Annotated in this window: 24 protein-coding genes and 1 tRNA gene; 15 read left to right on the forward strand and 10 right to left on the reverse strand. The window is 67.5% G+C overall.

The features are described 5' to 3' along the window. Positions 1 to 154 precede the first annotated feature (154 nt). Both dapF and mtaB read left to right on the forward strand, forming a co-directional pair. On the forward strand, positions 155 to 1,036 hold the full coding sequence (gene dapF, locus DU475_RS14275) for a diaminopimelate epimerase (protein WP_164632497.1): 882 nt from the start codon (positions 155 to 157) through the stop codon (positions 1,034 to 1,036). After that, entirely contained in the window at positions 1,036 to 2,307 is a 1,272-nt protein-coding gene (gene mtaB, locus DU475_RS14280; protein WP_164632498.1) for a tRNA (N(6)-L-threonylcarbamoyladenosine(37)-C(2))-methylthiotransferase MtaB, read from the forward strand. Before dapF ends, mtaB begins: the two co-directional genes overlap by 1 nt. Before the next feature lie 9 nt (positions 2,308 to 2,316). Here the strand turns inward: mtaB and DU475_RS14285 are convergent, their stop codons facing one another. The 4 genes from DU475_RS14285 to tsaD form a co-directional block, all read right to left on the reverse strand. Further along, entirely contained in the window at positions 2,317 to 2,979 is a 663-nt protein-coding gene (locus tag DU475_RS14285) for a class I SAM-dependent methyltransferase (RefSeq protein ID WP_164632499.1), read from the reverse strand. A 178-nt stretch (positions 2,980 to 3,157) separates the two neighbouring features. Continuing rightward, entirely contained in the window at positions 3,158 to 3,571 is a 414-nt protein-coding gene (locus tag DU475_RS14290) for an EVE domain-containing protein (RefSeq protein WP_047309988.1), read from the reverse strand. Between the two features lie 2 nt (positions 3,572 to 3,573). After that, positions 3,574 to 4,563, reverse strand: coding sequence for an NAD(P)H-dependent glycerol-3-phosphate dehydrogenase (locus DU475_RS14295; RefSeq protein WP_164632500.1), 990 nt, complete (start codon positions 4,561 to 4,563; stop codon positions 3,574 to 3,576). Positions 4,564 to 4,599: 36 nt separating this feature from the next. Then, positions 4,600 to 5,673, reverse strand: coding sequence for a tRNA (adenosine(37)-N6)-threonylcarbamoyltransferase complex transferase subunit TsaD (gene tsaD / locus DU475_RS14300; RefSeq protein ID WP_041806951.1), 1,074 nt, complete (start codon positions 5,671 to 5,673; stop codon positions 4,600 to 4,602). Between the two features lie 257 nt (positions 5,674 to 5,930). Between tsaD and DU475_RS14305 the strand changes: the two genes are divergently transcribed. From DU475_RS14305 to DU475_RS14320, 4 genes are all read left to right on the forward strand, one after another. After that, a complete protein-coding gene (locus DU475_RS14305; RefSeq protein WP_164632501.1) occupies positions 5,931 to 6,677 on the forward strand; it encodes a uroporphyrinogen-III synthase in 747 nt (248 codons plus the stop codon). Between the two features lie 51 nt (positions 6,678 to 6,728). Continuing rightward, entirely contained in the window at positions 6,729 to 8,144 is a 1,416-nt protein-coding gene (locus tag DU475_RS14310) for a COG4223 family protein (RefSeq protein WP_164632502.1), read from the forward strand. An 8-nt stretch (positions 8,145 to 8,152) separates the two neighbouring features. Next, positions 8,153 to 9,850, forward strand: a complete 1,698-nt coding sequence (locus DU475_RS14315; protein ID WP_164632503.1) for a heme biosynthesis protein HemY — start codon at positions 8,153 to 8,155, stop codon at positions 9,848 to 9,850. 148 nt (positions 9,851 to 9,998) lie between these two features. Beyond that, positions 9,999 to 10,074 (forward strand) — tRNA-Thr (locus DU475_RS14320). A gap of 539 nt (positions 10,075 to 10,613) precedes the next feature. On the opposite strand, the gene DU475_RS14325 is transcribed toward DU475_RS14320, so the two are convergent. Continuing rightward, positions 10,614 to 11,396 carry a HAMP domain-containing protein gene (locus tag DU475_RS14325; protein ID WP_013500215.1) on the reverse strand — a complete coding sequence of 261 codons (783 nt, stop codon included), beginning with the start codon at positions 11,394 to 11,396 and terminating at the stop codon, positions 10,614 to 10,616. 858 nt (positions 11,397 to 12,254) lie between these two features. Here DU475_RS14325 and DU475_RS14330 point away from each other — a divergent pair. Then, complete coding sequence (locus DU475_RS14330; protein WP_234713417.1) at positions 12,255 to 13,037, forward strand: cobalamin B12-binding domain-containing protein; 783 nt, start codon at positions 12,255 to 12,257, stop codon at positions 13,035 to 13,037. Between the two features lie 173 nt (positions 13,038 to 13,210). Further along, positions 13,211 to 14,296 carry a hypothetical protein gene (locus DU475_RS14335; RefSeq protein WP_142883924.1) on the forward strand — a complete coding sequence of 362 codons (1,086 nt, stop codon included), beginning with the start codon at positions 13,211 to 13,213 and terminating at the stop codon, positions 14,294 to 14,296. A gap of 28 nt (positions 14,297 to 14,324) precedes the next feature. Here DU475_RS14335 and DU475_RS14340 read toward each other — a convergent pair whose 3' ends face one another. Together DU475_RS14340 and DU475_RS14345 are read right to left on the reverse strand one after the other, a co-directional pair. After that, positions 14,325 to 15,623: a RuBisCO large subunit C-terminal-like domain-containing protein gene (locus tag DU475_RS14340; protein WP_164632504.1), complete on the reverse strand. Its 1,299-nt coding sequence runs from the start codon at positions 15,621 to 15,623 to the stop codon at positions 14,325 to 14,327. 4 nt (positions 15,624 to 15,627) lie between these two features. After that, positions 15,628 to 16,056, reverse strand: coding sequence for a secondary thiamine-phosphate synthase enzyme YjbQ (locus DU475_RS14345; RefSeq protein ID WP_013500211.1), 429 nt, complete (start codon positions 16,054 to 16,056; stop codon positions 15,628 to 15,630). Between the two features lie 223 nt (positions 16,057 to 16,279). Between DU475_RS14345 and DU475_RS14350 the strand changes: the two genes are divergently transcribed. Beyond that, positions 16,280 to 18,241 carry an acyltransferase family protein gene (locus DU475_RS14350; protein ID WP_164632505.1) on the forward strand — a complete coding sequence of 654 codons (1,962 nt, stop codon included), beginning with the start codon at positions 16,280 to 16,282 and terminating at the stop codon, positions 18,239 to 18,241. 4 nt (positions 18,242 to 18,245) lie between these two features. On the opposite strand, the gene DU475_RS14355 is transcribed toward DU475_RS14350, so the two are convergent. Then, complete coding sequence (locus DU475_RS14355; RefSeq protein ID WP_041806948.1) at positions 18,246 to 18,842, reverse strand: TetR/AcrR family transcriptional regulator; 597 nt, start codon at positions 18,840 to 18,842, stop codon at positions 18,246 to 18,248. A gap of 270 nt (positions 18,843 to 19,112) precedes the next feature. Between DU475_RS14355 and DU475_RS14360 the strand changes: the two genes are divergently transcribed. The 6 genes from DU475_RS14360 to DU475_RS14385 all read left to right on the forward strand — a co-directional run bounded on the left by DU475_RS14360 (position 19,113) and on the right by DU475_RS14385 (position 24,895). Next, complete coding sequence (locus tag DU475_RS14360; RefSeq protein ID WP_013500208.1) at positions 19,113 to 19,685, forward strand: OsmC family protein; 573 nt, start codon at positions 19,113 to 19,115, stop codon at positions 19,683 to 19,685. A gap of 33 nt (positions 19,686 to 19,718) precedes the next feature. After that, positions 19,719 to 20,849 carry an acyl-CoA dehydrogenase family protein gene (locus DU475_RS14365; protein ID WP_164632506.1) on the forward strand — a complete coding sequence of 377 codons (1,131 nt, stop codon included), beginning with the start codon at positions 19,719 to 19,721 and terminating at the stop codon, positions 20,847 to 20,849. A gap of 127 nt (positions 20,850 to 20,976) precedes the next feature. Then, positions 20,977 to 21,858: a sulfurtransferase gene (locus DU475_RS14370; RefSeq protein WP_047309995.1), complete on the forward strand. Its 882-nt coding sequence runs from the start codon at positions 20,977 to 20,979 to the stop codon at positions 21,856 to 21,858. Positions 21,859 to 21,937: 79 nt separating this feature from the next. Continuing rightward, positions 21,938 to 22,810, forward strand: a complete 873-nt coding sequence (locus tag DU475_RS14375; protein ID WP_013500205.1) for an ABC transporter ATP-binding protein — start codon at positions 21,938 to 21,940, stop codon at positions 22,808 to 22,810. Positions 22,811 to 22,823: 13 nt separating this feature from the next. Beyond that, positions 22,824 to 24,062: an ABC transporter substrate-binding protein gene (locus DU475_RS14380; protein ID WP_013500204.1), complete on the forward strand. Its 1,239-nt coding sequence runs from the start codon at positions 22,824 to 22,826 to the stop codon at positions 24,060 to 24,062. Continuing rightward, positions 24,059 to 24,895: an ABC transporter permease gene (locus tag DU475_RS14385; RefSeq protein ID WP_047309997.1), complete on the forward strand. Its 837-nt coding sequence runs from the start codon at positions 24,059 to 24,061 to the stop codon at positions 24,893 to 24,895. The genes DU475_RS14380 and DU475_RS14385 overlap by 4 nt, the downstream gene beginning before the upstream one ends. A 126-nt stretch (positions 24,896 to 25,021) precedes the next feature. Here the strand turns inward: DU475_RS14385 and DU475_RS14390 are convergent, their stop codons facing one another. Together DU475_RS14390 and DU475_RS14395 are read right to left on the reverse strand one after the other, a co-directional pair. Further along, positions 25,022 to 26,191, reverse strand: coding sequence for an alginate O-acetyltransferase AlgX-related protein (locus DU475_RS14390; protein ID WP_164632507.1), 1,170 nt, complete (start codon positions 26,189 to 26,191; stop codon positions 25,022 to 25,024). 2 nt (positions 26,192 to 26,193) lie between these two features. Then, positions 26,194 to 26,797, reverse strand: a 604-nt coding sequence (locus tag DU475_RS14395) for an MBOAT family O-acyltransferase (protein WP_283812087.1), incomplete at its 5' end; no start/stop codon positions are given.

Here is a 26,797-nt window from a genome sequence, read left to right on the forward strand (position 1 = left end):
GCGCGGCCTCTCATAACATCCGATCCGGGATTTCGTCCCGTCCCGGCGAGCCAGGCGATGACGGTGTGGCTTCCCTGTGGCCGTGCGCCGCTGCGGGCGGCAGACTGGCCAAACCGGGCCGGGTTCGCCATATAGGCGCGGCGAGGACGAGAGCATGAGCGCGCTGGACAACCGCCTGTTTGCCAAGATGAACGGCATCGGCAACGAAATCGTGGTGGTCGACCTGCGCGACCAGCCGGCGCCGGTGACGCCGGCCGATGCGCGGGCGGTGGCGGCGCACGTGCCCTACGACCAACTGATGCTGCTGCAGCCGGCCCGGCTGCCCGGCACCGAAGCCTTCGTCCGGATCTACAACAATGACGGTTCCGAATCCGGCGCCTGCGGCAACGGCATGCGCTGCGTCGCGCGCCAGATGTTCGCCGGCAGCGACCAGAACGGCCTGACGTTCGAGACCCGCGCCGGCCTGCTCAATTGCTGGCGCGGCCCGGCCGATGGCTTCTACACCGTCGATATGGGCGAGCCGAAGTTCGGCTGGCAGGATATTCCGCTCGCCGAGGAATTCCGCGACACCCGGATGATCGAATTGCAGATCGGTCCGATCGACGCGCCGGTGCTGCACACGCCATCGGTCGTCAGCATGGGCAACCCGCACGCGATCTTCTGGGTCGACGATGTGAACGCCTACGATCTCGGCCGGTTCGGACCATTGCTCGAGAACCATCCGATCTTCCCGGAGCGCGCCAACATCACGCTCGCCCATATCGTCGATCGTCAGCACATCACGATGCGGACCTGGGAGCGCGGAGCAGGGCTGACCAAGGCGTGCGGCTCGGCCGCCTGCGCGACCGCGGTCGCGGCGGCGCGGCTGAAGCGCACCGAACGGACGGTCGACATGACGCTGCCGGGCGGCCGGCTCACCATCGAGTGGCGCGAGATCGACAACCACGTGCTGATGACCGGCGGCGCCGAATTCGAGTTCGAAGGCCGGTTCGATCCGGCGCTGTTCACCGGCGCGCTCGACCCGACTGGCGCCTGATGGCCGTCGAGGTCGTCACCTTCGGCTGCCGCCTCAACGCGTTCGAGTCCGAGCTGATCCGGCGCGAGGCGGAAGGCGCCGGCCTCGCTGACACCATCGTGGTCAACAGTTGCGCGGTAACCAACGAGGCGGTGGCCCAGGCGCGGCAGCAGATCCGCAAGCTGAAACGCGCGCGCCCCGAGGCCCTGATCATCGTCACCGGCTGCGCGGCCCAGACCGAGCCGGCGACGTTCGCGGCGATGCAAGAGGTCGACCGCGTCATCGGTAACGACGACAAGACCCGCAGCCACGCCTGGCACGCCGCCAAGGGCGCGCTCGACGCAGGCCCGAGCTTCGGGCTCGACAGCGAACAGAAGATCGCGGTCGCCGACATCATGGCGGTGCGCGAAATGGCGCCGCATCTGCTGGACGGCTACCAGAGCGGCCTGCCGCGGGTGTTCGTGCAGGTGCAAAACGGCTGCGACCATCGCTGCACGTTCTGCATCATCCCGTACGGCCGCGGGAATTCCCGCTCGGTACCGGTCGGCGCAGTGGTCGAGCAGGTGCGGCGATTGGCCGAGCGCGGCCACGCCGAGATCGTGCTGACCGGGGTCGACCTCACCAGCTACGGCGCCGACCTGCCGGGCACGCCGAAGCTCGGCACCCTGGTTAAGAAAGTGTTACGGCATGTGCCGGAGCTGCAGCGGCTGCGGATCTCGTCGATCGATCAGGTCGAGGCCGATCGCGAGCTGATCGATGCGATCGCTACCGAGCCGCGGCTGATGCCGCATCTGCACCTGTCGCTACAGGCCGGCGACGATCTGATCCTCAAACGGATGAAGCGCCGGCACGCCCGCGCCGATGCGATTGCGTTCTGCGCCGAGGCACGGCGACTGCGGCCGGACATCGCGCTCGGCGCCGATCTGATCGCCGGGTTTCCGACCGAGACCGACGAGATGTTTCAGCGCTCGCTCGACCTGATCGAAGAATGCGGCCTGACGTTTCTACATGTGTTTCCGTATTCGCCGCGGCCCGGCACGCCGGCGGCGCGGATGCCGCAGCTCGATGGCCGCGTGATCCGCGACCGTGCCGCCCGGCTGCGGGCAGCCGGCGAAGTAGCGCTGCAGCGGCGGCTGGATGCGGAGACCGGCGCCTCCCGCACGGTGCTGATCGAGAGCCCGACGCAGGGCCGCACCGAGCACTTCCTCCCGGTCGCGATCGCAGGCGCGACGCCCGGAGATGTTCAGCCCCTGCGGATCACCGGGCACGACGGAGCGCGGCTGACCGTATAGCGGTGCCAATTACTTCAGCGTCCAGACGCCGGTGTGTTTGATTTCGGAATCTTCCAATTCGCGCGTCACCGGGACGCCGTAGCTCGCAAGCTGCACGAGTTGATCTTTCGGCAAGTAGTAGCGTCCAGGATCGCCGATCAGCACCTGCGCGCCCTGTGCTGCACGGCCTTGCAGGAAGGTGAAGGCAAGCCCGGCGATGTCCTGCTGATAGAAGATATCGCCGGCCAGCACGGCCTGCGCCGGCAGCGGATGCGGCCCAGCGAGCAGATCGTCGCCGCAGACCTCGATCGCGACGCCATTGGCCGCGGCATTGACCAGGATCGCCTCGCGGGCAAAACCATCGATATCGAACGCGGTGACCTTGCGCGCCCCGGCCTTCATCGCCGCGATCGCCACCAGCCCCGAGCCGGAGGCGAGATCAATCACGTCCTTGCCGGCGACGTCCTGCGGATGATCCAGCACGTAGCGCGCCAGCGCCTGCCCGCCGGCCCAGGCGAACGCCCAGAACGGCGGCGGCAACCCGGCTTCGCCAAGCTCTTCTTCAGTCTTGCTCCACAGCGGCAGCGCCTCGTCGGCGACATGCAGCATCACCTCCGGCACCAGCGGCACGGCGCGGAGCCGCGTGTTGGCATGGATGAAGGCGACGGGATCGGTAATGGCGGAGGTGCTCATCGCGCGGTGATGGGCGAGCGGTGGACAGATGTAAAGCGATCACCATCCTCATCCTTCGAGACACAGCCAAATGGCCGTTCCTCAGGATGAGGTGCCTAGGCTCCAGGCAAGGCCCTCATGGTGAGGACCCTGGCGGAGCCGGGCGTCTCGAACCATGATCTGTCCTGCTGTCCGTCCCCTAAAGCCCGCCCATCTTGCAGACCAGTTTCCATTCCTCGGCCGTCACCGGCTGCACCGAAAGCCGCGAGTACTTCAGCAGCGCCATTTCGGCGAGGCGGGGCTCGGCCTTGACGGCGGCGAGGGTCACCGGCGTCTTCAAGGGCTTCTCGGCCTTGATATCGACGCAGACGAATTTGCCGCTGGCATCGGTCGGGTCCGGATAGGCCTCGCGGATGATCTCGGCGATGCCGACGATCTCCTTGCCCTCGTTGGAGTGATAGTAGAACGCGCGGTCGCCGCGCCGCATCGCCACCATGTGCAGCTTGGCGGAGTGATTGCGCACGCCGGTCCAGGCTTCACCCGCGGCGCCCTTGGCGACCTGCTGGTCCCACGACCACACCGAGGGTTCGGATTTCACCAGCCAGTACGCCACGTCTATTCCTCCGCCTTGAGCGGCCGCGTCAGCAGCCCTTCGATCGCGGCATCGACGCTGAGCTTGCCGCTGAGCACCGCCGCCACCGCGGTCGAGATCGGCATGTCGATGTCCTTGGCCTGCGCCATCTCCAGCAGCACCGGCGCGGTGTAATAACCTTCCGCCAGCTTGCCGTGCGCAGCGGTGTCGATGCTCTCGCCGCGGCCAAGCGCCATGCCGAACGAGAAATTGCGCGACTGCGGCGTCGAGCAGCACATCGTCAGATCACCGAGACCCGACAGGCCGTGCATGGTCTCGATCCGTGCCCCATAGGCCTTGCCGAACCGCACCAGCTCGACGAAGCCGCGTGTGGTCATCGCCGCCAGCGCCGATGCGCCGAGCTGACGGCCCTCGACGATGCCGGCGGCGATCGCCAGCACATTCTTGGTAGCGCCGCCGAGTTCGACGCCGCGCACGTCGGTCGAATGATAAGGACGGAAGCTGCCGGAATTCATCGCCTGCGCCAGCGCCTGCGCGCAGGCCGCGTCAGTCGCGGCGATCGTCACCGCGGTCGGCAGGCCGCGGGCGACATCGGCGGCGAAGCTCGGACCCGACAGGATCGCCGGGATCGCAGCCGGAGCGGCTTCGGCGATGATCTCGGTCATGAACCGGTGGGTGCCGTGCTCGATGCCCTTGGCGCAGGCGACCAGCGGCGTCTTCGGCGCGATCAGCGGCTGCAGCGACGTCGCGACCTGACGCAGCACCTGCGCCGGGACGACGAGCAGCAATGCCTCGGCGCGCGCCGCTTCGGCGAGATCGCGCGTCACCTGGATCGACGGCTCCAGCCGCACGCCGGGCAGAAACCGGCTCTCGCGCGCCGCGATCAGATGCTCGGCATTGCCGGCATCATGCTCCCACAGCGTCACGTTTCGGCCCGCCCGCGCGGCGGTCTGCGCCAGCGCGGTGCCCCAGGCTCCGCCTCCGAGCACCGCAATCGAATTCAACGAAGTCATCGCAATATCATCCAAGCCACCGACTTGAGCCCGGCCTTAGAAGCCGGCGCGCGTGTTGGCAAATTTGGCCGGCGCGGTGGCGCCAGCGTCGAGCAGCCAGCGCGCGCGCGGCGCGGTATCCATCGGGTCGGTGAGGCCGAGCGCGAGCCGTTCGGCGCCGGCCCAGGCGATCATCGCGCCGTTGTCGGTGCACAGCGCCGGCGGCGGCACGATCAGCGTGGTCTGCGCTTTCGCGGCGACCTCGCGCAGCATCCGCCGGATCGCCTGATTGGCGGCGACGCCGCCGGCCGCGACCAGCGCCTTCGGCGGGCCGAACCGCTCCTTGAACAGCCGCAAGCCGGCGCCTAGCCGGTCGGCCACCGAGTCCAGCACCGCGGCCTGAAAGCCGGCGCACAGATCGGCGATGTCCTGCGGATCGAGCGGCGTCAGCTTGCCGGCCTCGTTGCGCACCGCGGTCTTCAGACCGGACAGCGAGAAGTTGGCGTCCTGCCGCCCCAGCATCGGGCGGGGGAACGCGAACCGGTTGGGATCGCCGGCTTCGGCCGCACGTTCGACCTGCGGGCCGCCGGGGTATGGCAGGCCGAGCATCTTGGCGATCTTGTCGAACGCCTCGCCGACCGCGTCGTCGACCGTGGTCCCAAGCCGGACGTAGTTACCGACGCCGAGCACCGCGACGATCTGGGTGTGGCCGCCGGAGGCGAGGAACAGGCAATATGGAAACTCGACCGCATCGGTCAGCCGCGGCGTCAGCGCATGGGCTTCGAGGTGATTGACTGCGATCAGCGGGGTGCCGTGCACCAGCGCAATCGCCTTGGCGGTGGTCAGCCCGACGATCACGCCGCCGATCAGTCCCGGCCCCGCGGCCGCGGCGACGCCGGACAGCCCGGCGAATGCCACGCCGGCTTCGTTCATCGCCGCCGCAATGATGCCGTCCAGCACATCGACATGGGCGCGCGCGGCGATCTCCGGTACGACGCCACCAAACGGCGCATGTTCGTCGGTCTGGGAGCGCACAATATTGGAGAGAAGCCTGCCGCTTCCGTCGGCACGGCGCTCGACCACGGCGGCTGCGGTTTCATCGCAGGTGGTCTCGATCCCCAGCACCAGCAAGGCTTGTTCACTAGTCAAATTGAGCCCTTGCGTTTGCGCCCGAACCGGCGTTCTCCTTGCCTCGCGTAGCATTGCGGGGTCTTGGAATGCAATCATCCCCTTGGCGCCCTGCGGCCCCGGCAGATTGCGTGGGAGCACCGATGCGGGGAGCTGGGACGCGGCCGGTTATCACGCAGCCCAGGATCAGCCGGCTCAGGGTCATGCCGCCGGGCTACTTCGGATTCATTTTGATCAATCGACAGGCGAGGACGTAACGCGTGGCTTTGCTCGTCACCCGCCCGCAACCCGACGGCGACGCGACCGCAAAGGCGCTGCGCGCCAAGGGCTACGACGTGTTGCTGGCGCCGATGCTGCGGTTCGAGCCGGTGCCGTTCCCCGACGATCCCGACGCCCGCTACACCGGGGTGATCGTCACCAGCGCCAACGCGCTGCGTGCACTGGAGGACCAGCCGGTGCTGGCGCGGCTTCTGGGGCTGCCGTTGTTCGCGGTCGGCAAGCAAACCGCCCGCAAGGCGCAGGAAGCCGGTTTCAACGACATCATCGTGGCCGATGGCGACGCCGCCAGGCTCAGGATCAAGATCGGCGACAGCCTTCGCGGGACAGACAAGCGGGCCGGCGCGTTGCTGTATCTGGCGGGCGCCGATCTGTCGCGGGACCTCGCCGGCGAATTGCGCGAAGATGGCTTCGAGGTGGTGATGCAGACCGCCTACAGGATGGCGCCGGTACCGACCCTGCCGGCGGAGGTGTGCGAGGCCTTCGCGGCCAACCGGATCGAAGCGGTGCTGCACTATTCGCGGCGCAGCGCCCGGGCGTTCATCGACGCGACGCGGACCTCCGGCATCGAGATCTCGGCGCTGGCGATTGCGCAATGCTGCCTGTCGGAGGCGGTCTCCGAGGTGGTGCGCGAGGCCGGCGCCAACCAGGTGATGGTGGCGCGCAAGCCGGACGAAAAGGCGCTGCTCGAAGCGCTGGATCGGACACTCGGCCCGGCCAAAGTGAATTGATGCGGCGCCGGACCGCCGGCGCCGACAGGTAACGACGAGGAAAATCCAAGGATGGTCGAGAACAGGCCCGAACACGAACAGGCTGCGGAACCGGCCGGGCATTCCAAACCCACGGGCGAGGAGACGAGCGCTGCGGCTCCCGGGACCGAGGCGGATGCGCCGGCGGAAACGACACCCGACGCCGAGCCGGCACGCGGACCGGAGCAGGCGTTCGATATCGCCGCCGACCAGCGCGAGCAGGCCGAACAGGCCGCCGGGCTGCCGGAGCCGGAATTCGCCACCACCACCGCCACGGCCGATGCGTCGGCAACTTCTCAAGGCTCAACGCCGCCGCGGAGCAGCATCGCGTCGCTGATGCTGCCGCCGGTTCTGACGATCGCGATCGCCACCGGCCTCGTCGTCGGCGCCGCCCAGTTGGGCCTGCTGCCGCAGTTCCTGTCGTCGACCAGCGTCAGCGCTCCGCAGACCGATCCTGCGGCACTCGATGCGCTGAACGCCCGGATCGCCAAGCTCGAAGCCGCTCCCGCGGCTGGCGGCGCAACGGCCACGACGCCGGGCGACAGCGCAGCGCTGGAAGCGCTAGCGATCCGGATCACCAATCTCGAAGCCCAACCGAAGCCAGCGGCCGGTACATCAACCGCGGCGGATCCCGCCGACGCCGGCCGGATCGACGCGCTGGAAAAGACCGTGGCTTCGCTGCGGGACGATCTGACGGCGCTGCGCGGCCAAGCCGATCAGCTCGCCGCGACGGTGAAAGACCTGAAGACGCTGCCGGCCAACGGCGCGGGCAGCGACGACACCAAGCCCGGCACGGCCGCCGGTCCCGACAACGCGGCCGCGCTGGAGCAGACCACCGCGGCACTCGCCGCGATCGATCGGCGGCTCGGCGCCCTGGAGACCGCCGCCAAAGCCGAGGCTGAGAAACCGGCGCCGAAGCCGGCACCCGCCGAGGACAGCGCGTTGCGCCGCGCGGTCGCCGCCACCTTGCTCGACCTCGCCGTCACCCAGGGCCAACCGTTCCAGCCGTTGCTGAAGGCCGCCACCCCGCTCGCGCCCGATGCCGCAGCGCTGAAGCCGCTCGATCGGTTCGCCGCCACCGGCGTCCCGAGCGCCCACGCGCTCGGCCACGAGCTCGTCGATCTGCTGCCGAAGCTGCTGCCCGACAAGACCAGCGCGAATGCCAATTTCCTCGACCGGTTCCAGGCCAATGCCGAGCGGCTGGTCAAGATCCAGCGCTCCGACGCGGTCGAAGGCATCGATCGCACCGCGATCGTCGGCCGGCTGACCGCAGCCGGCAAGCAGGGCGATATCGCCGCGGCGCTGAAGGAGCTGAAAGCGCTTGCGCCGGGTGACCGGGCTCCTGTTCAATCCTGGATCGACAAGGCCGAGGCGCGCGACCAAGCCCTCGCCGCGTCGCATCAATTCGCCACCGCAGCGCTCGGGGCGCTGCAAAAACCGTCGCCATAGGTCTGCCCATGCTGCGCATCGTCCTGTTTCTCGTGATCATCGCGCTCGCGGCGGCGGGCGCTGCCTGGGTGGCCGAACAGCCCGGCGAGGTGGTGCTGTCCTGGAACGACTGGCGGGCGTCGATGACGCTGCCGGTGTTCGCGGCGGCGCTCGGCGCCGGCGTGGTTGCCGTAATGCTGGCCTGGGCGATCGTCCTCGGGGTGGTGCGGGCACCCGGCTGGATGAAGCGCGGCCGCAGCTCGCGGCGCAGCGAGCGCGCCCGCAACGCCATTACTCAGGGCCTGCTCGCGGTCGGCCATGGCGACAGCGGCGCCGCCCGCGCTCACGCCAATGCGGCGCGGCGGCACGCGCCGCACGATCCGCTGGCGCTGCTGTTGCAGGCGCAGTCGGCGCAGCTCGAAGGCGATCGCGAAGGCGCACGCCGCGCCTTCCTGGCGATGGCCTCCCGCAAGGACACCAAGTCGCTCGGCATGCGCGGGCTGTATATCGAAGCGCAGCGCGCCGACGATCCCTATGCGGCGCTGGCGATCGCCGAAGAGGCGCTGCGGCTGCAGCCGAACTGTGCCTGGGCCTCGCAGGCCGTGCTCGGCTTCCGCTGCGCCAGATCGGACTGGACCGGCGCGCTGGAGATTCTCGAACGCAATCTGTCGGCCGGCCTGATCGACAAGAAGGCGTTCCGCCGGCAGCGCGCGGTGTTGCTGACTGCGCGGGCGATCGATCTGGAGGAGAGCGACGAGAGCGTCGCCCGCGACAGCGCGCTGGAAGCCAACAAGCTGGCGCCGACCCTGGTGCCGGCCGCAGTGCTGGCGGCGAAGCATCTGGCCGGAGCACATCAGGTCCGCCGCGCCATGAAGGTGATCGAGGCCGCCTGGCAGGCGCAGCCGCATCCCGAGCTGGCGTCGACCTACGCCAACCTCAAGCCGGGCGACACCGCGACCGCGCGGCTCGGCCGGGTCGAGAACCTGGTCGGCAAGGGACCGCAGCAGCTCGAAAGTGCGGTGGCGATCGCCCGCGCCGCGATCGACGCCGGCTCGTTCGGCCGTGCCCGCACTGCGCTTGAGCCGTATCTGGAGATGCCGACCCAGCGGGTGGCGATGCTGATGGCCGAGATCGAACATGGCGATCGCGGCGACACCGCCAAGGCACGGGCCTGGACGCTGCGCGCGGTGCGCGCGCTGCACGATCCGGTGTGGACCGCCGACGGCTACGTATCCGATCACTGGCGGCCGGTGTCGCCGGTCACCGGCCGGCTCGACGCCTTCCAGTGGCAGGTGCCGGTGTCGGCGCTGCCGTCGAGCAAGGCGGTGGTGATCGACGACAAGTTCCACGACGCGCTGATCGCTTCCGCCACGACCGAGGCGTTGCCCGCCAGCGAGACGTCGGAGGCAGTGACGGTGACGGTCGAGGCGGCTCCCGAAGCGCCGATCGTGACACCGAAGGAACCGACCGTAGCGGCGGAAGAGCCGGCCAAGGCCGACAAGCCCGCCAAGGCGGCCGAAGCTCCGGCCGAAACGATGGCTGCGCCTGCTTCGTCGCCGTCGCCGCTGTTCCACCGCCGCAAGGAAGCCGCCCCGGTGATCCCGATCGTGCGGGCTCCGGACGATCCCGGCGTCGACGACGACGCCGCGCCCGAAGAGTTCACCGAACGCACGCCGGCGCCGGCCGGGCAGGGCAGCGGCTGGCGGGGCTACCGGCCGCCTCGCTGAACCGGAACGCAAGGTTACGGAAATTACCAAACATGGGATCGGCGGACGTTCCGGCCGCCGGTTCGGCTCTCTGGTTCTTGCCAATCGGGCCGCCGCCCGATATCAGGAGCCAACGTTTTCGGGTCGCTTCGTGAGCGCGCCCGCGGTCGCCGCAATAGCTCAGCTGGTAGAGCACGTCATTCGTAATGACGGGGTCGGGGGTTCGAATCCCTCTTGCGGCACCACCCTTTCTTCTTGATTCGCCACCCGTCAGTCCGGCCTCGCGCGGCTTGCCGATGCGTCATCGCGCTGTCGATTGATGATGCGCTGAACCGAGCTTACCCGCGAACGCCGCGGGCTTCCGGTGGCACTCCACACTGGCTGATGGGGCGGCGTCGATCGCAGCGGCCGCGGCCTTCTCCTGGTCGGGCCACGACCGTCGCCGGCATCCACATTCAAGGCCATTCAGGCTCAGAGACGGAGGTCTCCGGGCCGAGCCGGGATGAGGAGGGATCAGTTGCCGCTGATTGGGGATCGGCCGCGCCAGGTCGGCCGGCCTGCGCCGCAACGCTCGGCGAACGAGCAGGGCAGCGAAACACCAAGACGACGGTACAGCGGCTCACCCGCCCGGAATAGAAAAGCCCGCGACGATGCGCGGGCTTTTGGTGTGACCGGCTCACCCGCCTGGGTGAGCCTCGATGTCGTGATCTCAACGCGTGGTCTCGATCGTCGCGCCTTCAATGACTCCGGGAGGCGCGTTCAGGGTCGCGGAACGAGGCGCCGATCAGGCGCGCTTCGGAACGCCCAGGCCGTTGTGGAGCCAGTTGCTCCAAGACCTCGACAGCGTCTCGCTGACCGTCCGTCCATCCGTGAACAGCATCTCGCGGGCATTACTGACCGCCCCCTTCAGATCCATCCACATTTCCTTGAGATTGGCCAGAATGCCGTTGGTGCCGTCGAGTACGCGATGGCTCTTCAGCTTCGCCAGTTCGATCAGCGACTGCTGGATCTTGGCGATCGACCGTGCGATCCGGCCGATTTCATCCGAGCGGCTCAGCGCGTGGATACGAACGCTGGTGTCGCCGGAGGCGAGACGTTCCACGTCCTTTTCCAGTTCGCCGAGCGGCGCCAGCAGGCCGCGAGAAATCCGGGTGCCGACCAGACCGACCACCGCGAACACGGCGATGCCGGCGAGCAGCAGCATGGTGCGAGCGGCGCCGACGCCGTAATCGGGAGTGGACGTCACCACGGTCTCGGAAGCCTGCACGACCAGACCCTGACCTTCGAACGAGGCGGGCATCACCACGGGTCCGGAATCCTGCTGCATCACCAGCATGCCGACGATGCTGCCGTCGGCGGCACGGACCGGCGACAGCGTCGCCCCTCCTTGGCCGACCAGACGGTCCAGCGACGCGACGCGCGCCGACTGCTTGGCGTGGCTATCGGTCACCTTGTGCAAGACCATTTCGCCGACGCCACCGATGGCGACCGAAGCGAACAGCGTAATTCCCAAGACGAGGATCGAGATCTTCTGGGCTAGGTTCCGGTTGGACAGATCGAATTGCATGGTAGTTCTCCAGCTTTCTTCAATTAGGGGCGGCTTGCCCCCTAAGGTGAACAGCGTGAACAACGCTTTACTTATTAACGTTAACGATTTGCTAACTCCGGCGTGGACCTGCCTCGGCCACGCTTAAGAAAACGCCTCACGCTGGAACAGTGAACGAGCGACTGGTAACCAGACACTCGTTCTAGAGAATCGCGAATCACGTCGAGCCAATTAGCCGTCTAACTCTTTGATTAAACAGGTAGTTGCTCAGCAAATCACGATCCTTGGAATCAGTTTTGCTCCGATTCGCGCGGCTGTAAACATATAGAGAAGTCAGGCCCGGCGCTTGCTCTACGACAATGGAGTAAGCCCGCTTCAGTCCTTTGATGACGAGCCGCAACCGGCGGTGTTCGTTTACTAATTCAGGGACCAGCATGGCGTCCGCCGATACCGCCTGTTCGGTCGGGGGCGGCCTCGGACTAACAGCCCCGAACCGCGCAGCTTCGCTGTTTGTCGATCGCGAGAGCTCGGATGTCGTCGTCGGTCCCGCGGGCGAACGGCGGTGATGCCGGGACGGCCCACGCAGGCCGGCGCGCCGGCTGCCGCGACCGTATGCCGCTGGCGCGATTGGTCCGCGATCGGCCGCCAGTGCCGCGCTGCGGCGACGATGCGGACGCACCGTTTTGATCCAGAGCAAAGACGAGTCCCCGTTTCCGGGCTCCCTTCGCACCGCGGCAACGGCGCTGCCGGTTTCCGGTGAGCCAATGGTCGCGCGAGGCGATCCACTCCCTGCTTTCCCCTCGGCAGCGGCCATGGTCCCGTCGCACTCGTTCAACACGCTGTCATTATGTTCGAGGGCAACCAGATCGAGTGCGTGCCGTGCAAACCGAAAGCATTGTCTCGACTGTTATTCCGCATCTCGTCGTCAAGCACACCACCGCCCGGACGCGCATCGCGCAGGATCCGGCGGAGATCCGGGCTGCGGAACTCGCCCGGCTGCTGATCGCGCCGAACCTTGCCGACGCGTTCGACCTGATCGACAAATCGCTGGCGCGGGCGGCGTCGCCCACCGCTTTGTTCACCGGCCTGTTCGAACCGACCGCCCGCAGCCTCGGCAATCTGTGGAGCGAAGACGCCTGCAGCGAATTCGAAGTCACCATCGGGCTCTGCCACCTGCAAACTGCGATGCGCCGGATCAGCTTCGATCTGCTGTCGGCCCCGCTCGCGCGCTCGCAGCCGCGCAGCGTGCTGCTGGTGTCGCAGCCCGGCGAGCCGCACTCGTTCTGCGCGGCGCTGCATGCCGAGCTGCTGCGTCAGGCCGGCTGGAATACCGTGAGCGAGTTCCCCGACAGCGATCGCGCGCTGGCGGATCTGGTCGCCAGCGGCTGGTTCGACGCCGTCAATATCTCGCTGTCGCCGTCGCTGCGCCGCGAGCATTGGCTGCCGCGGGTCGCTGAGACGATCCGCAAACTGCGCGCCGCGTCGCGCAATCCGGCGCTGGCGGTGGTCGCCAGCGGCCGCGTGTTCGCCGAACGCAGCGATGCGGTCGCTCTCGTCGGGGCGGACGCCGCGACGATCTCATCGGTGCAGATCGAGCGCTGCCTGATGCGCGCGCTGCTCAATCGCACCGCGCGTCCGGCCGCGAACTTCGCCTGGATCTGATCTTCGCCGTACCGTTCGCGATCTCACGGCCGCTTCGGATCCCGAGGCGGCCGTTTCGTTGAGCGCGCCTGCGGTGCGTGTTGGCCGGATTGCCAACTCGCCCGACTCGCGCACCGCCGCCATATTCAAATCTTGCTTCCGTGATATCGGTGATGCCTTCAGAGGGGCTGGTCATGCAATCCGAAACGAAATCCTATCCGTTCGATCACCTGCCGATGATCGACTACGACGCCCACCCGGCCTATGGGCGCGTGATGTCGATGCCGATGCTCGGCGCGCGACTGAAAGCGATCACGATTTTCGGTTACGGATTCTTCCTGACCACCGCGCAGCGAATGATCGACGCCGAACATCTGCCGCCGCCCGCCGAGACCGGCAATCGCTTCGCCGCGGTGTTGCGCAGCCTGCCGACCTATCTGCGGCTGATCATGTTGCAGCGGCTCGGCCGCTTCAGCGCCGGCTCGGCCTACGCCCCGAAGACCGAGCGCGGCTCGGCGGTGTTCGCACCGCTCTCCCGCGACGGCTTCGCCGCCGTCCAGCTCGGGTCCGACAAGATCGTCGAGCTGCGCAATCAGCTCGATGCCGCCTTCAAGACGCTGGAACATCGTGTCGCGATTCCCGGCGATCCGGACTCGACCCGGGTGGTGATCGACCCGGCTGCCGCCCCCGACCTGTACAGATGGTTCAATCAGGTGGCCGCCGACGCCGGCGTCACCGAGGCAGCCAGCGGCTATCTGAAACGCCCTGTCGGCATCGGCCGGATCGCCGCCGAAGTGACCGAGGCATCCGGAGGCGCGCTGTCGAGCCCGTTCGCCGATGTCAGCGTCGACGCTTCGCCGTGCGACGGCTTCAAGGTCGACAGCGGCTACAACGTGCTCAAGATGGTGGTGTATCTCGGCGAGACCGGTGCCGCGAACGGACCGCTGACCTATGTGGCGGGCAGCAACCGCGCCGGTCGCCGGTTCTGGGATGCGATGATCCGCCGCGCCAACGATCTGTGCGGGCTGTCGTCGACACTGCCGGCCGCGCGCGAGACCTTCTACGCCCTGCCGGCCGGACTGCAGCGCAAGGCGACGTTCGGAGCCGATCTGGTCGCCGACAGCAATTTCACCGCGGCGATCGCCGAGAGCCAGGTCGCGGTGACCAGCCGTGAAGGCAACGCTGCGATCTACGATCCCGCCGGGATCCACCGCGACGGTGCGCCGAGCCAGGGACGGCGCAGCGCCGTGATCGTCACCTTCACCGAACTGCCGCGCTGAGGCGCCGACACACCGCGGCAGGTGCCGGTCAGCGCCCGCCGAACGCCTGCAGCGCCGCCGCCAGCTCCGGATGGCCGGCCGCGTGATCGGCGACCGGGATGCCGGCGGCAATTGCGTCCCAGGCCTGCCGGATCGACGCGGCCCCCGCGGCCGGGCCCATCGGGTGGCCGAACACCCCGCGGCCGGGCACAAAGCCGAAATCGGCGCTGCCGACCTTGCGATAGACATTCTCCAGCGTCGCCGCCGAGTCGCTACCGCCCGGCACCGGCAGGCATGGCTTGATCGGCCCCATCGGCTCCAGGCAGGCGCGGATGCAGTCGAGCACCTCATGCTCCGGCGTCATCATCCGCGGCCCGAAGCCCGGCATGATCACCACGTCGAAACCGGCGAGCCGTTGCAGCCGCGTCATCACCCGCGAGTGGATGCCGTAGTTCGCCAGACGGCTGAAAGCGGCGATGAACGGGAAATGCGCCATCAGCGGCACGGTGGCGTGCTTGCGCAGCATCCGCACCGCGGACAGGCCCACCGGCATTGCATTGACCAGCAGCGCGCCGGCGCCGTTGGCGACCGCGACGTCGTGCAGCTCGGTCAGCCGATCGACCTCGTCGGTGATATTGGCCAGATAGATTTTCGGCACGCCGGTTTCCGCTGACGCGCGCCGGCAAGCGTCGCCGAGCAGCGCAGCGCGCTCGGCGAGCGGGCACCACTCGACATCCGCCAGCATCTCGTCGTCCTTGGCGATGTCGAGGCCGCCGCTCCAGCTCTGATAACCAAGCTCCGCGAACGGCTGCGGCGGCAGACCGATGTTCGGCTTGATCACGCCGAAGAAGATCGGGCGATCGAACGCCTGAAGCCGCTCGCGCAGGCCGGCAATGCCGAAGCGCGGACCGTCGAACGCAGCCAGATAGGCGTCGGGAAACCGAATGTCCTGCAGCCGGATCAACGGAATGCCGGGCGAGAAGAACACGCCCTCGCCGCACACCGCCGACAGCAGGTTCGGAATCTTGGCGCCGAAATTGCCGTGCGGATGTGCGATCGTGACGCGGCAGGCATGCACCTCGCCGCGCGCAGCGCATTCGACCGGCATGCTGAAGCCCGAGGGGCGCGGCTCGGCCGACAGCTCCAGCACCTTGGCGGCGAAGCGCGGGCGGAAGTCCTCGTCGAAACCAATCCGGCGCCACTGCGCGGTCGACTGCTCGCTGCACAAATGCGCCGCGGCCTCGCGTGGATCTCCGGCGCATTCGAAATCGAAATCCAGCTCGATGTAATCGTCGAGATTGAGCTCGCTGCGGTGGGCAAAGAAGCCCGCGACATCGTCCGGCGTCATCGCATCAACCCTGCCCGATGATCTGCAGTTCGACGCCGCGGCGCTGGCGCGGACCGTCGAGTTCGATGAAGAACACCGATTGCCACTCCCCGAGCACCATCGAGCCGTGCGCGATCGGGATCGTCTCCGACGAATTCATGAACAGCCCGATCAGATGCGAATGCGCGTTGTCGCGGCCGTCGACCGGATCGAGATTGTGCAGATAGTCGCCGTCACGCGGCGCGAAGCGCTTGAGAAACGTCAGCATGTCGCGCTCGAGCTTTTCCTCGCGCTCGTTGACGTTGATCCGCGCGGTGGTGTGCAGGCAGCTCACCGTGACCAGACCTTCCTTGACGCCGCTGCCGGCGACGAAGCGACGGACCTGATCGGTGATGTCGATGAGCTGGATCGGAGCGGTGGTGGCGAGTTCGATGCGGTGACGTTGAATCTGCATGGCGTTGTCCTGACTGGAACCAGAGAGTGTTAGCCCGGGGCCCAGCGGGGAGCAACGCACAGGCGAGGCCGAGGCGCGATCTGCGATCGGCTTGCAGAGGCGCACCTCCATAACTTGACAGCACCGGGCGGCTTCGCGATGACGCGCTGCTTGCGTCCTTTGCGCGTTGACGGAGCCCGCAGCGTCCAGATCGACCTTGTTCCTGCCAGGACGACGATTTCTCATGAGACCTGTCTATCGCAGCGATATCGATGGCCTGCGCGCGATCGCGGTGCTGCTGGTGGTCGGGTTCCACGCCTTGCCGGCGGCGATCACCGGCGGCTTCATCGGCGTCGACGTGTTCTTCGTGATCTCGGGCTTCCTGATCACCTCGATCATCTGCCAGGCACTGGACCGCGGCGACTTCAGCTTCGCAACTTTCTATGCCCGCCGCATCAACCGGATCTTTCCGGCGCTTGCATTGGTGCTGGCGGCCTGCGCGATCGGCGGCTGGTTTCTGCTGTTTCCGGTCGACTATCGCGATGCCGGCAAGGCGATCGGGTTCGGCGCCGCGTTCCTGGCCAACATCGCGCTGCTGCACGATTCCGGCTACTTCGACACCTCCTCCGAGCTGAACCCGCTGCTGCATCTGTGGTCGCTCGGCGTCGAGGAGCAGTTCTACCTGCTTTGGCCGCCGGTGATCATCCTGGCATGGCGCTGGAGGAACGGCGCGGTGGTGGTTGCGGTCGCGATCCTGCTGGCGTCGTTCGCGACCAATCTGCTGCTGACGCCGACGCACCCGTCGGCCGCGTTCTATCTGCCGGTGACACGATTCTGGGAGCTGATGACCGGCTGCCTGCTGGCGATCGTTGCGGCCGATCCTGCGCGGCGCGGAAATGCTCCGCTGCGCACGATGTTCGCGCGGCACGCCACCACGCTGCGCAACGTCGGCGCCGTCGCCGGCCTCGCGCTGATCGCAGCCGGTGCGGCGCTGATCGATCGCAGCCGTGCGTTCCCGGGCTGGTGGGCGGTGCTGCCGGTGCTCGGCGCCGCGCTGCTGATCGCCGCCGGACCCGGCACCTGGACGGCGCGTCGGCTGCTCGGCAACCGGGCGATGGTCTATGTCGGGCTGATCAGCTACCCGCTGTATCTGTGGCACTGGCCGGTGCTGGCCGCGATCCGGATCGCTCGGCTCGGCGAGGAACCGCCGCCGCTGATGAAGCTGATCGCGGTGCTGGTGGCATTCGGACTGGCCGATCTCACCTATCGGTTCGTCGAACCGAAGATCCGCTATCGGCCGACCCGCGCCAAGACCGCCGCTGCCTTTGCCGGCGTCGCCGTGGTCGGCCTGATCGGCGCCGGCATTTTCGTCGCCGGCGGCGTGCCGTCGCGGTTCAGCGCCGGCGTGCAGATCGTCACCCGCGATCACCAGGCCGAGGCGATGCCTGCGTTTCGGCTGGGGAGCTGCTTCCTTGGCTCCGGGTCGAGCTTCGCGCGCGAGTGCGACGACGCCCCATCGCCCGGTGTCCCGCGGGTCGCGCTGTGGGGCGATTCGCACGGGGCGCATCTGTATCCCGGCTTGCGCGCCGTGCAGCAAAGCGAGGGCGGCTTCACGCTGGCGCAATACACCACCGCCGGCTGCCCGCCGATCTTCGGTTACGTCAGCGTTCAGACGCCCGGCTGCACCGCCGCAAACGCCAATGCGCGCGAGCGCCTGAAGGCGCTGAGGCCCGACACGATCATCCTGGTCGCGCGGCAATGGCACGATTACGACGGCCCCGACCGTGATCCCGCGGCGATCGACACCATGATCAAGGCGACGCTCACGGAACTACGGCAGATCGGCATCCGGCGCATCGTCGTGGTCGGCAAGTTTCCGAGCTGGCGGACGCCGCCGCGGCGGATCCTCGCCCAGGCCTACCGCAGCGAGGCGGCTGGCCTGATCAGCGCGGCCGAGATCCCGATGCGCGATGGTCCGCCTCGGCTGGATCAGTCGGAGGCCGAGGCCAACCAGCGGCTGCGCGCCTTCTTCGCAGCACAGGGCGCGGAGTTCGTCTCGCCGACACCGGTCTATTGCAACGATCAGGGCTGTCTGCTCGCCGTGCCCGGCAGCGGCACGCCGGTGACGTTCGACGGCAGTCACCTCACCGTCGCGTCGTCGCAATTCTTCGTCAGGCAGGTGGCGCGGGATCTGCTCGGCCGCTGAGCGCTCAGGCGGGCAGGACCGCCGCGCAGGCGCGGCCGGCGACATCGGCCGCGGACGGATCGCGCGTCACCAGCGCCATCACGATCGCGCCGTCGATGACGAGGCCGAGGGTATGGGCGACCTCGGTCGGATGCTCGATGCCGGCTTCGGCGCACAGCGCGGTGAGGCGATCGAGTACGATGGTCTTGTGGGCAATCGCCAGATTGCGCATCCGGTCGTCGTTCTTGTCGGACTCGCCGACCGCATTGATGAACGGGCAGCCGTAGAAGTCGCCGCGGGTGAACCAATCCTTCAGCGCCGGACCGATCCGTCCGAGCCGCTCGCGCGCGGTGCCGCCCGGGCCGTCGATCGACTCCAGAAACCAGCTCCGCCAGCTCTGGCCTTCGCGCTCCAGCACGGCTTCGACCAGACCGTCCTTGGAGCCGAACAGCTTGTACAGCGTGGTCTTGGCGGTACCGGCCTGTTCGATGATGGCATCGACGCCGACCGAGTTGATGCCGTAGCGGCAGAACAGGTTGCGGGCACTGTCGATCAGCCGGTCGCGCGGCGACAGCTTCGCCTCGGCGGGATGTTCGATCACGAGGTTCGCAGCGTCTGCCATGCTTCGGCACATACCGCGGTGCTCGGGAATCCGCAATCGAGGAAACCGAATGGTCTGTTCACAGCCTCGGGTTTGCCGCCGAAGCAGGCAAATGCCGCGCGACATGATCGCATCTGCGCCACGCCTAAAGAACAAGCACCGCGCTCAAGGGCCGCCGGTGTTGAATCTGCACGGCTTTTTGCAATGCGGGATTCTGGCACGCTTCGTGCTGATACAGAACGGTCTGTAGCCAAAAGCGCTGCCGACCGAATGGCAGCCAGAGGAGATCCCATGACAAAAGCCGCCACCGCCGTGACCGCCTGCCTGACCCCCGATAGCCCGACCGCACTGACCGGCTGCCTCGCGCCGATCGACAAGGCCGGCCTCGACGATCTGATCGCCAAGGGCAAGGCCGACCCGACGGTGATCAAGACGCTGAAGTGCAAGACCATCGCCGAAGGCCGCTTCCGCCACCTCAACTTCATCCGCTCGCTGCCGCCCTACATCGTCGACGAGCCGCCGGGCCTGCTCGGCGACGACACCGCGCCCAACCCGTCCGAGGCTTCGCTCGCCGCGCTCGGCTCCTGCCTCGCGGTCGGTATCCATGCCAACGCGGTGGCGCGCGGCATCACCGTCTACAAGCTCGAGATCGAGCTCGAAGGCGACCTCAACATCACCGGCGTCTGGGGCACCGGCGACCTGTCGGAGAAGCCGGTCGGCTTCACCGACGTGCGCGCCAAGGTGAGCTTCGAAGCCGACCGTCCGCGTGAAGAGCTGGAAGCACTGGTGGCGCATGCGCGGCTGTGGTCGCCGGTGGCCAACACCTTCTCCCGCCCGGTCAATCTCGACGTCGCGATGGCCTGACCGACCACCCCTTCAGAACGGACGAGAACAACGATGTTGGATGTCCAGTCAGTGAGCAAAGGCGACGGCACGGTGCTTCCCGGCGCCGAAGTCGTCGAGGCGGTGCGTGCGCTCGCAGCACGCGAACTGCCCTCGCTGGTCAATACGATCGATGTCGACGGCCACTATCCGGAAGCTCAGATGCGGGCCTTCGGGCGCCTCGGCGCCTATGCGCATCATCTGCCGGGCATGAGCCCGAACATCGATCTGATGACCGCGATCAACGCGATGGCGGCGGCCGGCGAGCACTGCCTGTCGACGTCGTTCTGCATGTGGTGCCAGGACGCGCTGGGTTGGTACATCTATGCGTCCGACAATCAGCATCTGCGGACCGGGATCGGCCCGCAGATCGCCAGCGGCGCGGCGCTCGGCGGCACCGCGCTGTCGAACCCGATGAAGTCGCTGTTCGGAATCGAGCCGATGCGGCTGAAGGGCCGCCGCGGCGACGGCGGCTATGTCGTCAAGGGCCTGCTGCCCTACGTCTCCAATCTCGGCGCCGATCATTACTTCGGCGCGATCTTCGAGGTCGAGGACGGCGGCAGCACCCGCAACGTGATGGCGGTGATTCCTTGCAACGCGGAGGGCGTGAGCCTCGCCGACAATGCCAAGTTCACCGCGCTCGACGGCACTCGCACCTTCGCGGTGCAGATGCGCGACGTGGTGGTGCCCGACGCCTGGGTGCTGGCCGATCCGGTCGATCCGTTCATCAAGCGGATTCGCGCCGGCTTCATCCTGCTGCAGGCCGGCATGGCGTTCGGCCTGATCCGCGACTGCCTGCGACTGATGGAGCAGACCAGAGGGCCGCTCGGCCACGTCAACAAATATCTCGACGTGCAGCCCGAGCCGATCGCCGAACAGCTCGAAGCGATGGAGGTCGAGGTCGCCCGCCTCGCCGCCACGCCGTTTGAGGACGACCTCGGCTATTGGCGCGCGGTGATCGAGGCACGGCTCGCCGCCGGCGATGCTTCGGTCGCGGCGGCTCATGCGGCGATGCTGCATTGTGGCGCCCGCGGCTATGTGGCCGGCGCCACCGCACAGCGGCGGCTGCGCGAGGCTTACTTCGTCGCCATCGTCACCCCGGCCACCAAGCAGCTCCGCAAGATGCTCGCGGACATGGCGCATTAGCCGCAACGACGAACAACGCGGCCGCGATCCGTCGCGGTCGCCCTTCATAAGCTCGGCCCCAGGGAACCGCCCTGGGCGATACGCCGGACCAACCGTCTTGCAACAACAACGAGCACTGGAGCGACCCATGACCGACAAAGTTCTCGTCACGCCTGCCGAACTCTCTGAGATGATCACCGCCGGCGGCACCGTGGTGATCGACACCCGCGATCCGGCCACCTACGCGGCCGGGCACATTCCCGGCGCCGTCAACATCCACGACATCTTCACTTATCTGGCGACCTCGACGCCCGAAGGCGTCGCCGAGATGCGCGACAAGTTCGCGGCGATCTTCGGCGCCGCAGGCCTGTCCGGCGAAGAGACCGCGGTGATCGCGGAGCAGTCGATGAACACCGGCTTCGGCCAGTCCTGCCGCGGCTACGTGCTGTTGAGCTATCTCGGCTATCCGAAGGTGAAGATCCTGCACGGCGGCACCAGCGCCTGGGTCGCCGCCGGGCTGCCGACCACCACAGAGGTGCCGGCGCCGATGCCGAAGACCTTCAAGGTCGATCCGGCGGCCGCATCGATCCTGGTCGACCTCGAAGGCATGAAGGCGGCGGTCGGCGATTCCAGCAAGGTCAAGCTCGACACCCGCGACGTCGACGAATGGGTCGGCGAAAGCTCCTCGCCCTACGGCAAGGATTTCTGCCCGCGCAAAGGCCGCATCCCCGGCGCGGTGTGGATCGAGTGGTACCGCATGATGAAGCCGTCGCCGGCCGGTCCGATGTTCAAGTCGCCGAGCGAGATCCTCGCCGAATGCGCCACCGTCGGCATCACGCCGGATACACCCGTGGTTCTGTACTGCTTCAAAGGCGCCCGCGCCTCCAACACGCTGGTGGCGCTGAAGGAAGCCGGCATCAAGGACGTCAGCCTGTACTTCGGCTCCTGGAACGAATGGTCGCGCGATCCGTCGCTGCCGATCGAACAGGGCCTGCCCTACGCGGCTCAGCCGCTGATGGCGGCGGAGTAATCGAGCCCCGGCACCGGCCGCCATGGCTGGCCGGTGCCGTCCCTTCCCGATCAGCACGATATGAGGAGAAGCGGCCCGCATGCCGGCATATCAGTCGAAGAAGTCGTGGCCCGGGGCGCACATCGCGATTCAGGGAATAAGCCACCGCTACCGCCGCTCCACCAGCAATGTGCTCAGCAGCATCGATCTGGAGATCAGGCCGTGCGAGCAGATCGCGCTGGTCGGCCGCTCCGGCTGCGGCAAGTCGACCCTGCTGCACATCATCTCAGGCCTGACCAAACCGACCTCCGGCGAGATCCGGATCGACGGCGCGCTGGTCGAAGGCCCGTCGCCGAACTGGATCGTGATGTTCCAGCAGCCGAATCTGTATCCATGGATGAGCGTGGCGCAGAACGTCGGACTCGGCATGAAATTCGCGGGCAGGCCGAAGAAGGAGATCGCCGCCCGGGTCGACGAATTGCTGCATCTGGTCGAACTCGACGGCTATGCGGGCCGTAACGCGCAGGAGCTGTCGGGCGGTCAGCAACAGCGCGTCGCGCTGGCGCGATCGCTCGCCGTCAACCCCGACGTACTGCTGCTCGACGAACCGTTCTCCGCGCTCGACGCCGTCACGCGCCGCGCGTTGCAGCGCGACGTCCGCCGCATCGCCGAAGAAATGAAGATCACGCTGGTGATCGTCACCCACGACATCCCCGAAGCGGTGACGATGGCCGATCGCGCCGTGGTGATGGCGTCCGATCCCGGCCGGATCGCCGAAACCGTCGCGATCGAATTCGACCGCCACGACAGCGATCCGGAGCGCCGCGCCACCGGCGTGCAAACCGCGCAAGCCAGACTGCAGGCCGCGTTCGAACGCGCCACCGGTCGTGCGCTGCACGGCGGCGTCAGCACGACCGCTTGCGAACCGTCTCGCCCCGAACCGCTCAAGATCGTCGCCGCCGGCGCCCGCTAACAGGAGATCTCTTATGTGCATCAATTGCGGAGATGACGTCGTCCACCCGGAAGACGATCGCTTCAGGATCACCCGGCGGCAGACGCTGGACATGCTCGCGGCCGGCGGCCTCGCCGCGCTCGGCACCATGCTGGGCGGCTTCGGCCAGGCCGCGCGCGCGGCCGACGACGAGGTGGTGCGGATCGGCTACCTGCCGATCACCGACGCCACCGCGCTGTTGGTCGCGCACGGCATGGGTTACTTCAAGGACGAAGGGCTCGAAGCCGAGCGCCCGACCCTGATCCGCGGCTGGTCGCCGCTGGTCGAGAGTTTTGCGGCCGGAAAGTTCAACCTGGTGCATCTGCTCAAACCGATCCCGGTGTGGATGCGCTACAACAACAACTTCCCGGTCAAGATCATGGCCTGGGCGCACACCAACGGTTCGGGCCTGGTGGTCGGCGGCGAAACCGGAATCCAGTCGTTCAAGGATCTCGGAGGCAGGCAGGTCGCGGTGCCGTTCTGGTACTCGATGCACAACATCGTGCTGCAATACGCGCTGCGCAAATCCGGCATCAAGCCGGTGATCAAGGGCCAGGGTGAACAGCTTGCTCCCGACGAATGCAATCTGCAGGTGATGGCGCCGCCCGACATGCCGCCGGCGCTCGCCGCCAAGAAGATCGACGCCTACATCGTCGCCGAACCGTTCAATGCGCTCGGCGAGACCAAGGCCGGCGGCCGGATGCTCCGTTTCACCGGCGACATCTGGAAGAACCATCCCTGCTGCGTGCTGTGCATGAACGAGGAGGTGACGACGAAGAAGCCGGAGTGGACCCAGAAGGTATTGAACGCGCTGGTTCGCGCCGAGATCTACGCCAGCGCCAACAAGAAGGAGGTCGCCAGGCTGCTGTCGAAGGACGGCGAGGGCTATCTGCCGCTGCCGGCCGCGGTGATCGAACGGGCGATGACCTACTACGACGACAAAGCCTATGCCGAGACCGGCGCCATCACCCATCCGGATTGGAAGATCGGCAGGATCGACTTCCAGCCATGGCCGTATCCGTCCGCCACCAAGCTGATCGTCGAGGCGATGAACGACACCGTCGTCTCCGGCGACACCACGTTCCTGAAGAAGCTCGATCCGGATTTCGTCGCCAAGGATCTGGTGAACTACGACTTCGTCAAACAGGCGATGATGAAGTATCCGGACTGGAAGTCCTCGCCGAGCGTCGATCCGGCCGATCCGTTCACTCGAACCGAGGTGCTGGCGCTGTGAGTCTCGACCTCACCCTCGACGACGCCCCGGCAGTCGCGACTTCGCGGCGGACGAGCGGACGCCTCGCCGGTCCGGCACGCAGCTTCGGCTATGTGCTGCTCGGCATCGCCACGCTGCTCGCGGTGTGGTGGATCGGCGGCGCGATCGTCGCGGCCAATCCACGGACCGCCAGCTTCGCCGATTTCGCGCCGCTGCCCACCTTCGAACGGCTGTGGTCGATGCTGGTCTCCGGCGAGGCGGCCAAGATGGCGCTGCCGAGCCTGGCGCGGATCGGCGGCGGGCTGGCCTGGGCGATCGCGCTCGGCGTGCCGCTCGGCATCCTGGTCGGCCGGTTCAAGGGGATGCGTCAGGCCAGTTCGGTGCCGTTCCAGTTCCTGCGGATGATCTCGCCGCTGGCTTGGATGCCGATCGCCGTGATGGCGTTTTCGAGCTGGAACGGCGCGATCGTGTTCCTGATCGGCGTCGCGGCGATCTGGCCGATCCTGTTCTCGACCGCGCACGGCTTCCGGCGGATCGATCCCGCCTGGTTCAAGGTCGCGCGCAATCTCGGCGCCCGGCCCTGGCACATGCTGTTCACCATCATCGTGCCGGCAATCATGCAGGATTCGCTGGCCGGCATCCGCCTCGCCGTCGGCGTCGCCTGGATCGTGCTGGTGCCGGCCGAATTCCTCGGCGTCACCTCCGGGCTCGGCTACGCCATCAACGACGCCCGCGACACGCTCGAATACGACCGGCTCGCCGCCACCGTGGTGATCATCGGCCTGATCGGCTTCACCCTCGACTTCCTGTGCGAACGCGCCGTCCGGCGGGCGAGCTGGGCGCGGGAGGAGTGATCGGGAACGGTCGTGCGGCATCCCGCACGGCCACCAGTTGTCGCCGGGTCCCTGCGCCGGCGATGCAGCGGGCTCCGCGCGGCGTCATCCCGTGCGGGGCCCGCTTTCATTTCGGCAAGATCAAACTCAGGGCGTCGTGACGATCTGGTGCAGCAGCGACAAGTACTGCTGCCGTCCGATCAGGCTTTCGTTCTCTTCGAGCAGCATCAGATCGACGTCGCGGACCTCGCGCAGATCGGCCTCGGACAGATGGTCCTGGCGCACGCCGCCGCGGGAGCGGCCGAGCTTGAGATAGAAGTACTGCCCGAGCCGCGTCAGGCAGGCCTGTTCGGTCAGGACTTCGCTGACCGGATCGACAAAGCTGGTGCCGACGATCGCCGCGTCGATTCGCGTCGCCTCGCGGCCGGCACATGGCGGATGGCTGTAGGTCAGCTTCGGCGCCGGGTAATCGATCGGCGCCACCAAGAGATTGGCAAGCTCCGCCAGATCGCGGTCGCGCCCCTCCGCCGGCCGCACGATCCGCGCGGTAAAGCTGAACGGCGGCAGCAATTCCCGCCCCACCTGGGCGTTGACGGCGTCGACGATCTGCCGGCTCGCCCGCGCCATCGCCAGTTCGTTCCAATGGATACCGCCGCGCGGGAACGGCTCGACGGCATCGCCGTGCTGGCGCGCATGAGTCGAGGACGCAGCATCGACGACCTCGATGCCGGCGGCGCGCAGCCGGGCCACATAAGCGGGGACGAGCTCGGCGCGCGCCTGGGGCGTGCTCGGGCACGTCATCAGATGCGTGAACTTGTCCGGCATATCGGCGACCTTGGACGGCGTCACGATGTAGAGAAACCCGCCGCCCCGGCCGCGATAAAACGCCTGGATGTCGCGTAGCAGCGGAATCGCGGCGTCCGCCATCGCGTCGGCCTGTCCGATCGTGCGCGAGCAGTATTCCTCCAGATAACTCCGCTGCACGAGCTCGCCGTCGCGCCCGATCAGAAGGCCGGGGGCGGTGATCTCGCCGAACAACGAATAGGCGATCTGATTGTTGAGCCGGATCAGCGTTCGCCGTAGCGGCATCGCGTCCGCAATTCGCAGCGCTGCCGCTTTCTGCAATGCGCCGTCGAGGAAACCGTGCAGTGAGAGGTCGAACGGCACCTCCTGAGTGACCCCGACCAGCGCCGGGCCGATCCGCACCGCGTGCGACGGTACCGCGAGATTCCACACTGTCAGCGCCGGCATCGCGAGGAAGGCGCCCGCCGCCAGCCGCCGCAGCCATCGCCCCCGTGATGTGGTGAGCGCCGCCATCATCAGAACCGGAAATAGATGAAGGGCTGAAACGGAATCGCCACCGCCCGCGCGATCGCGATCGTTCCCAGCGCGCCGAGTCCGACATAGCCGGCGAGCCGAAGTACACTAACGCTGCGCCAGGCCGCGCACAGCGAGCCAAAGACCGGAAGGGCCGGGATCAGGCTCAGCGCTATTCCGAGTGTCGCCGTCCACAGCACCGAGACCGGCGGCGGCAGCCACGCGGTCGCCTGACCGAAGCCGGCGAGCGCGGCGAAGAAGCCACCGAGATGCGCCGCATCCGGGGAGCGGAAGATCACCCAGCCGAGCATCACGATCAGCAGCGTCGCCGCCGTGGCGATCACCGCGCCGCTGCGTTGCAGCCAGCGTTCGAGGAACATCCGGTCGAGCGTCAGGAACAGTCCGTTATAGGCGCCCCACAGCACGAAGTTCCAGCTCGCGCCGTGCCACAGCCCCGACAGCAGGAAGCAGATCCAGAGATTGCGATAGGTGAGAAACGCGCCGCCGCGGTTGCCGCCCAGCGGAATGTACAGATAGTCGCGGATCCAGGTGGTGAGCGAAATGTGCCAGCGTCGCCAGAACTCGGTGATCGAGCGGGAGACGTAC

Source organism: Rhodopseudomonas sp. WA056 (genome assembly GCF_010906995.1).
GTDB classification, from domain to species: domain Bacteria; phylum Pseudomonadota; class Alphaproteobacteria; order Rhizobiales; family Xanthobacteraceae; genus Rhodopseudomonas; species Rhodopseudomonas palustris_G.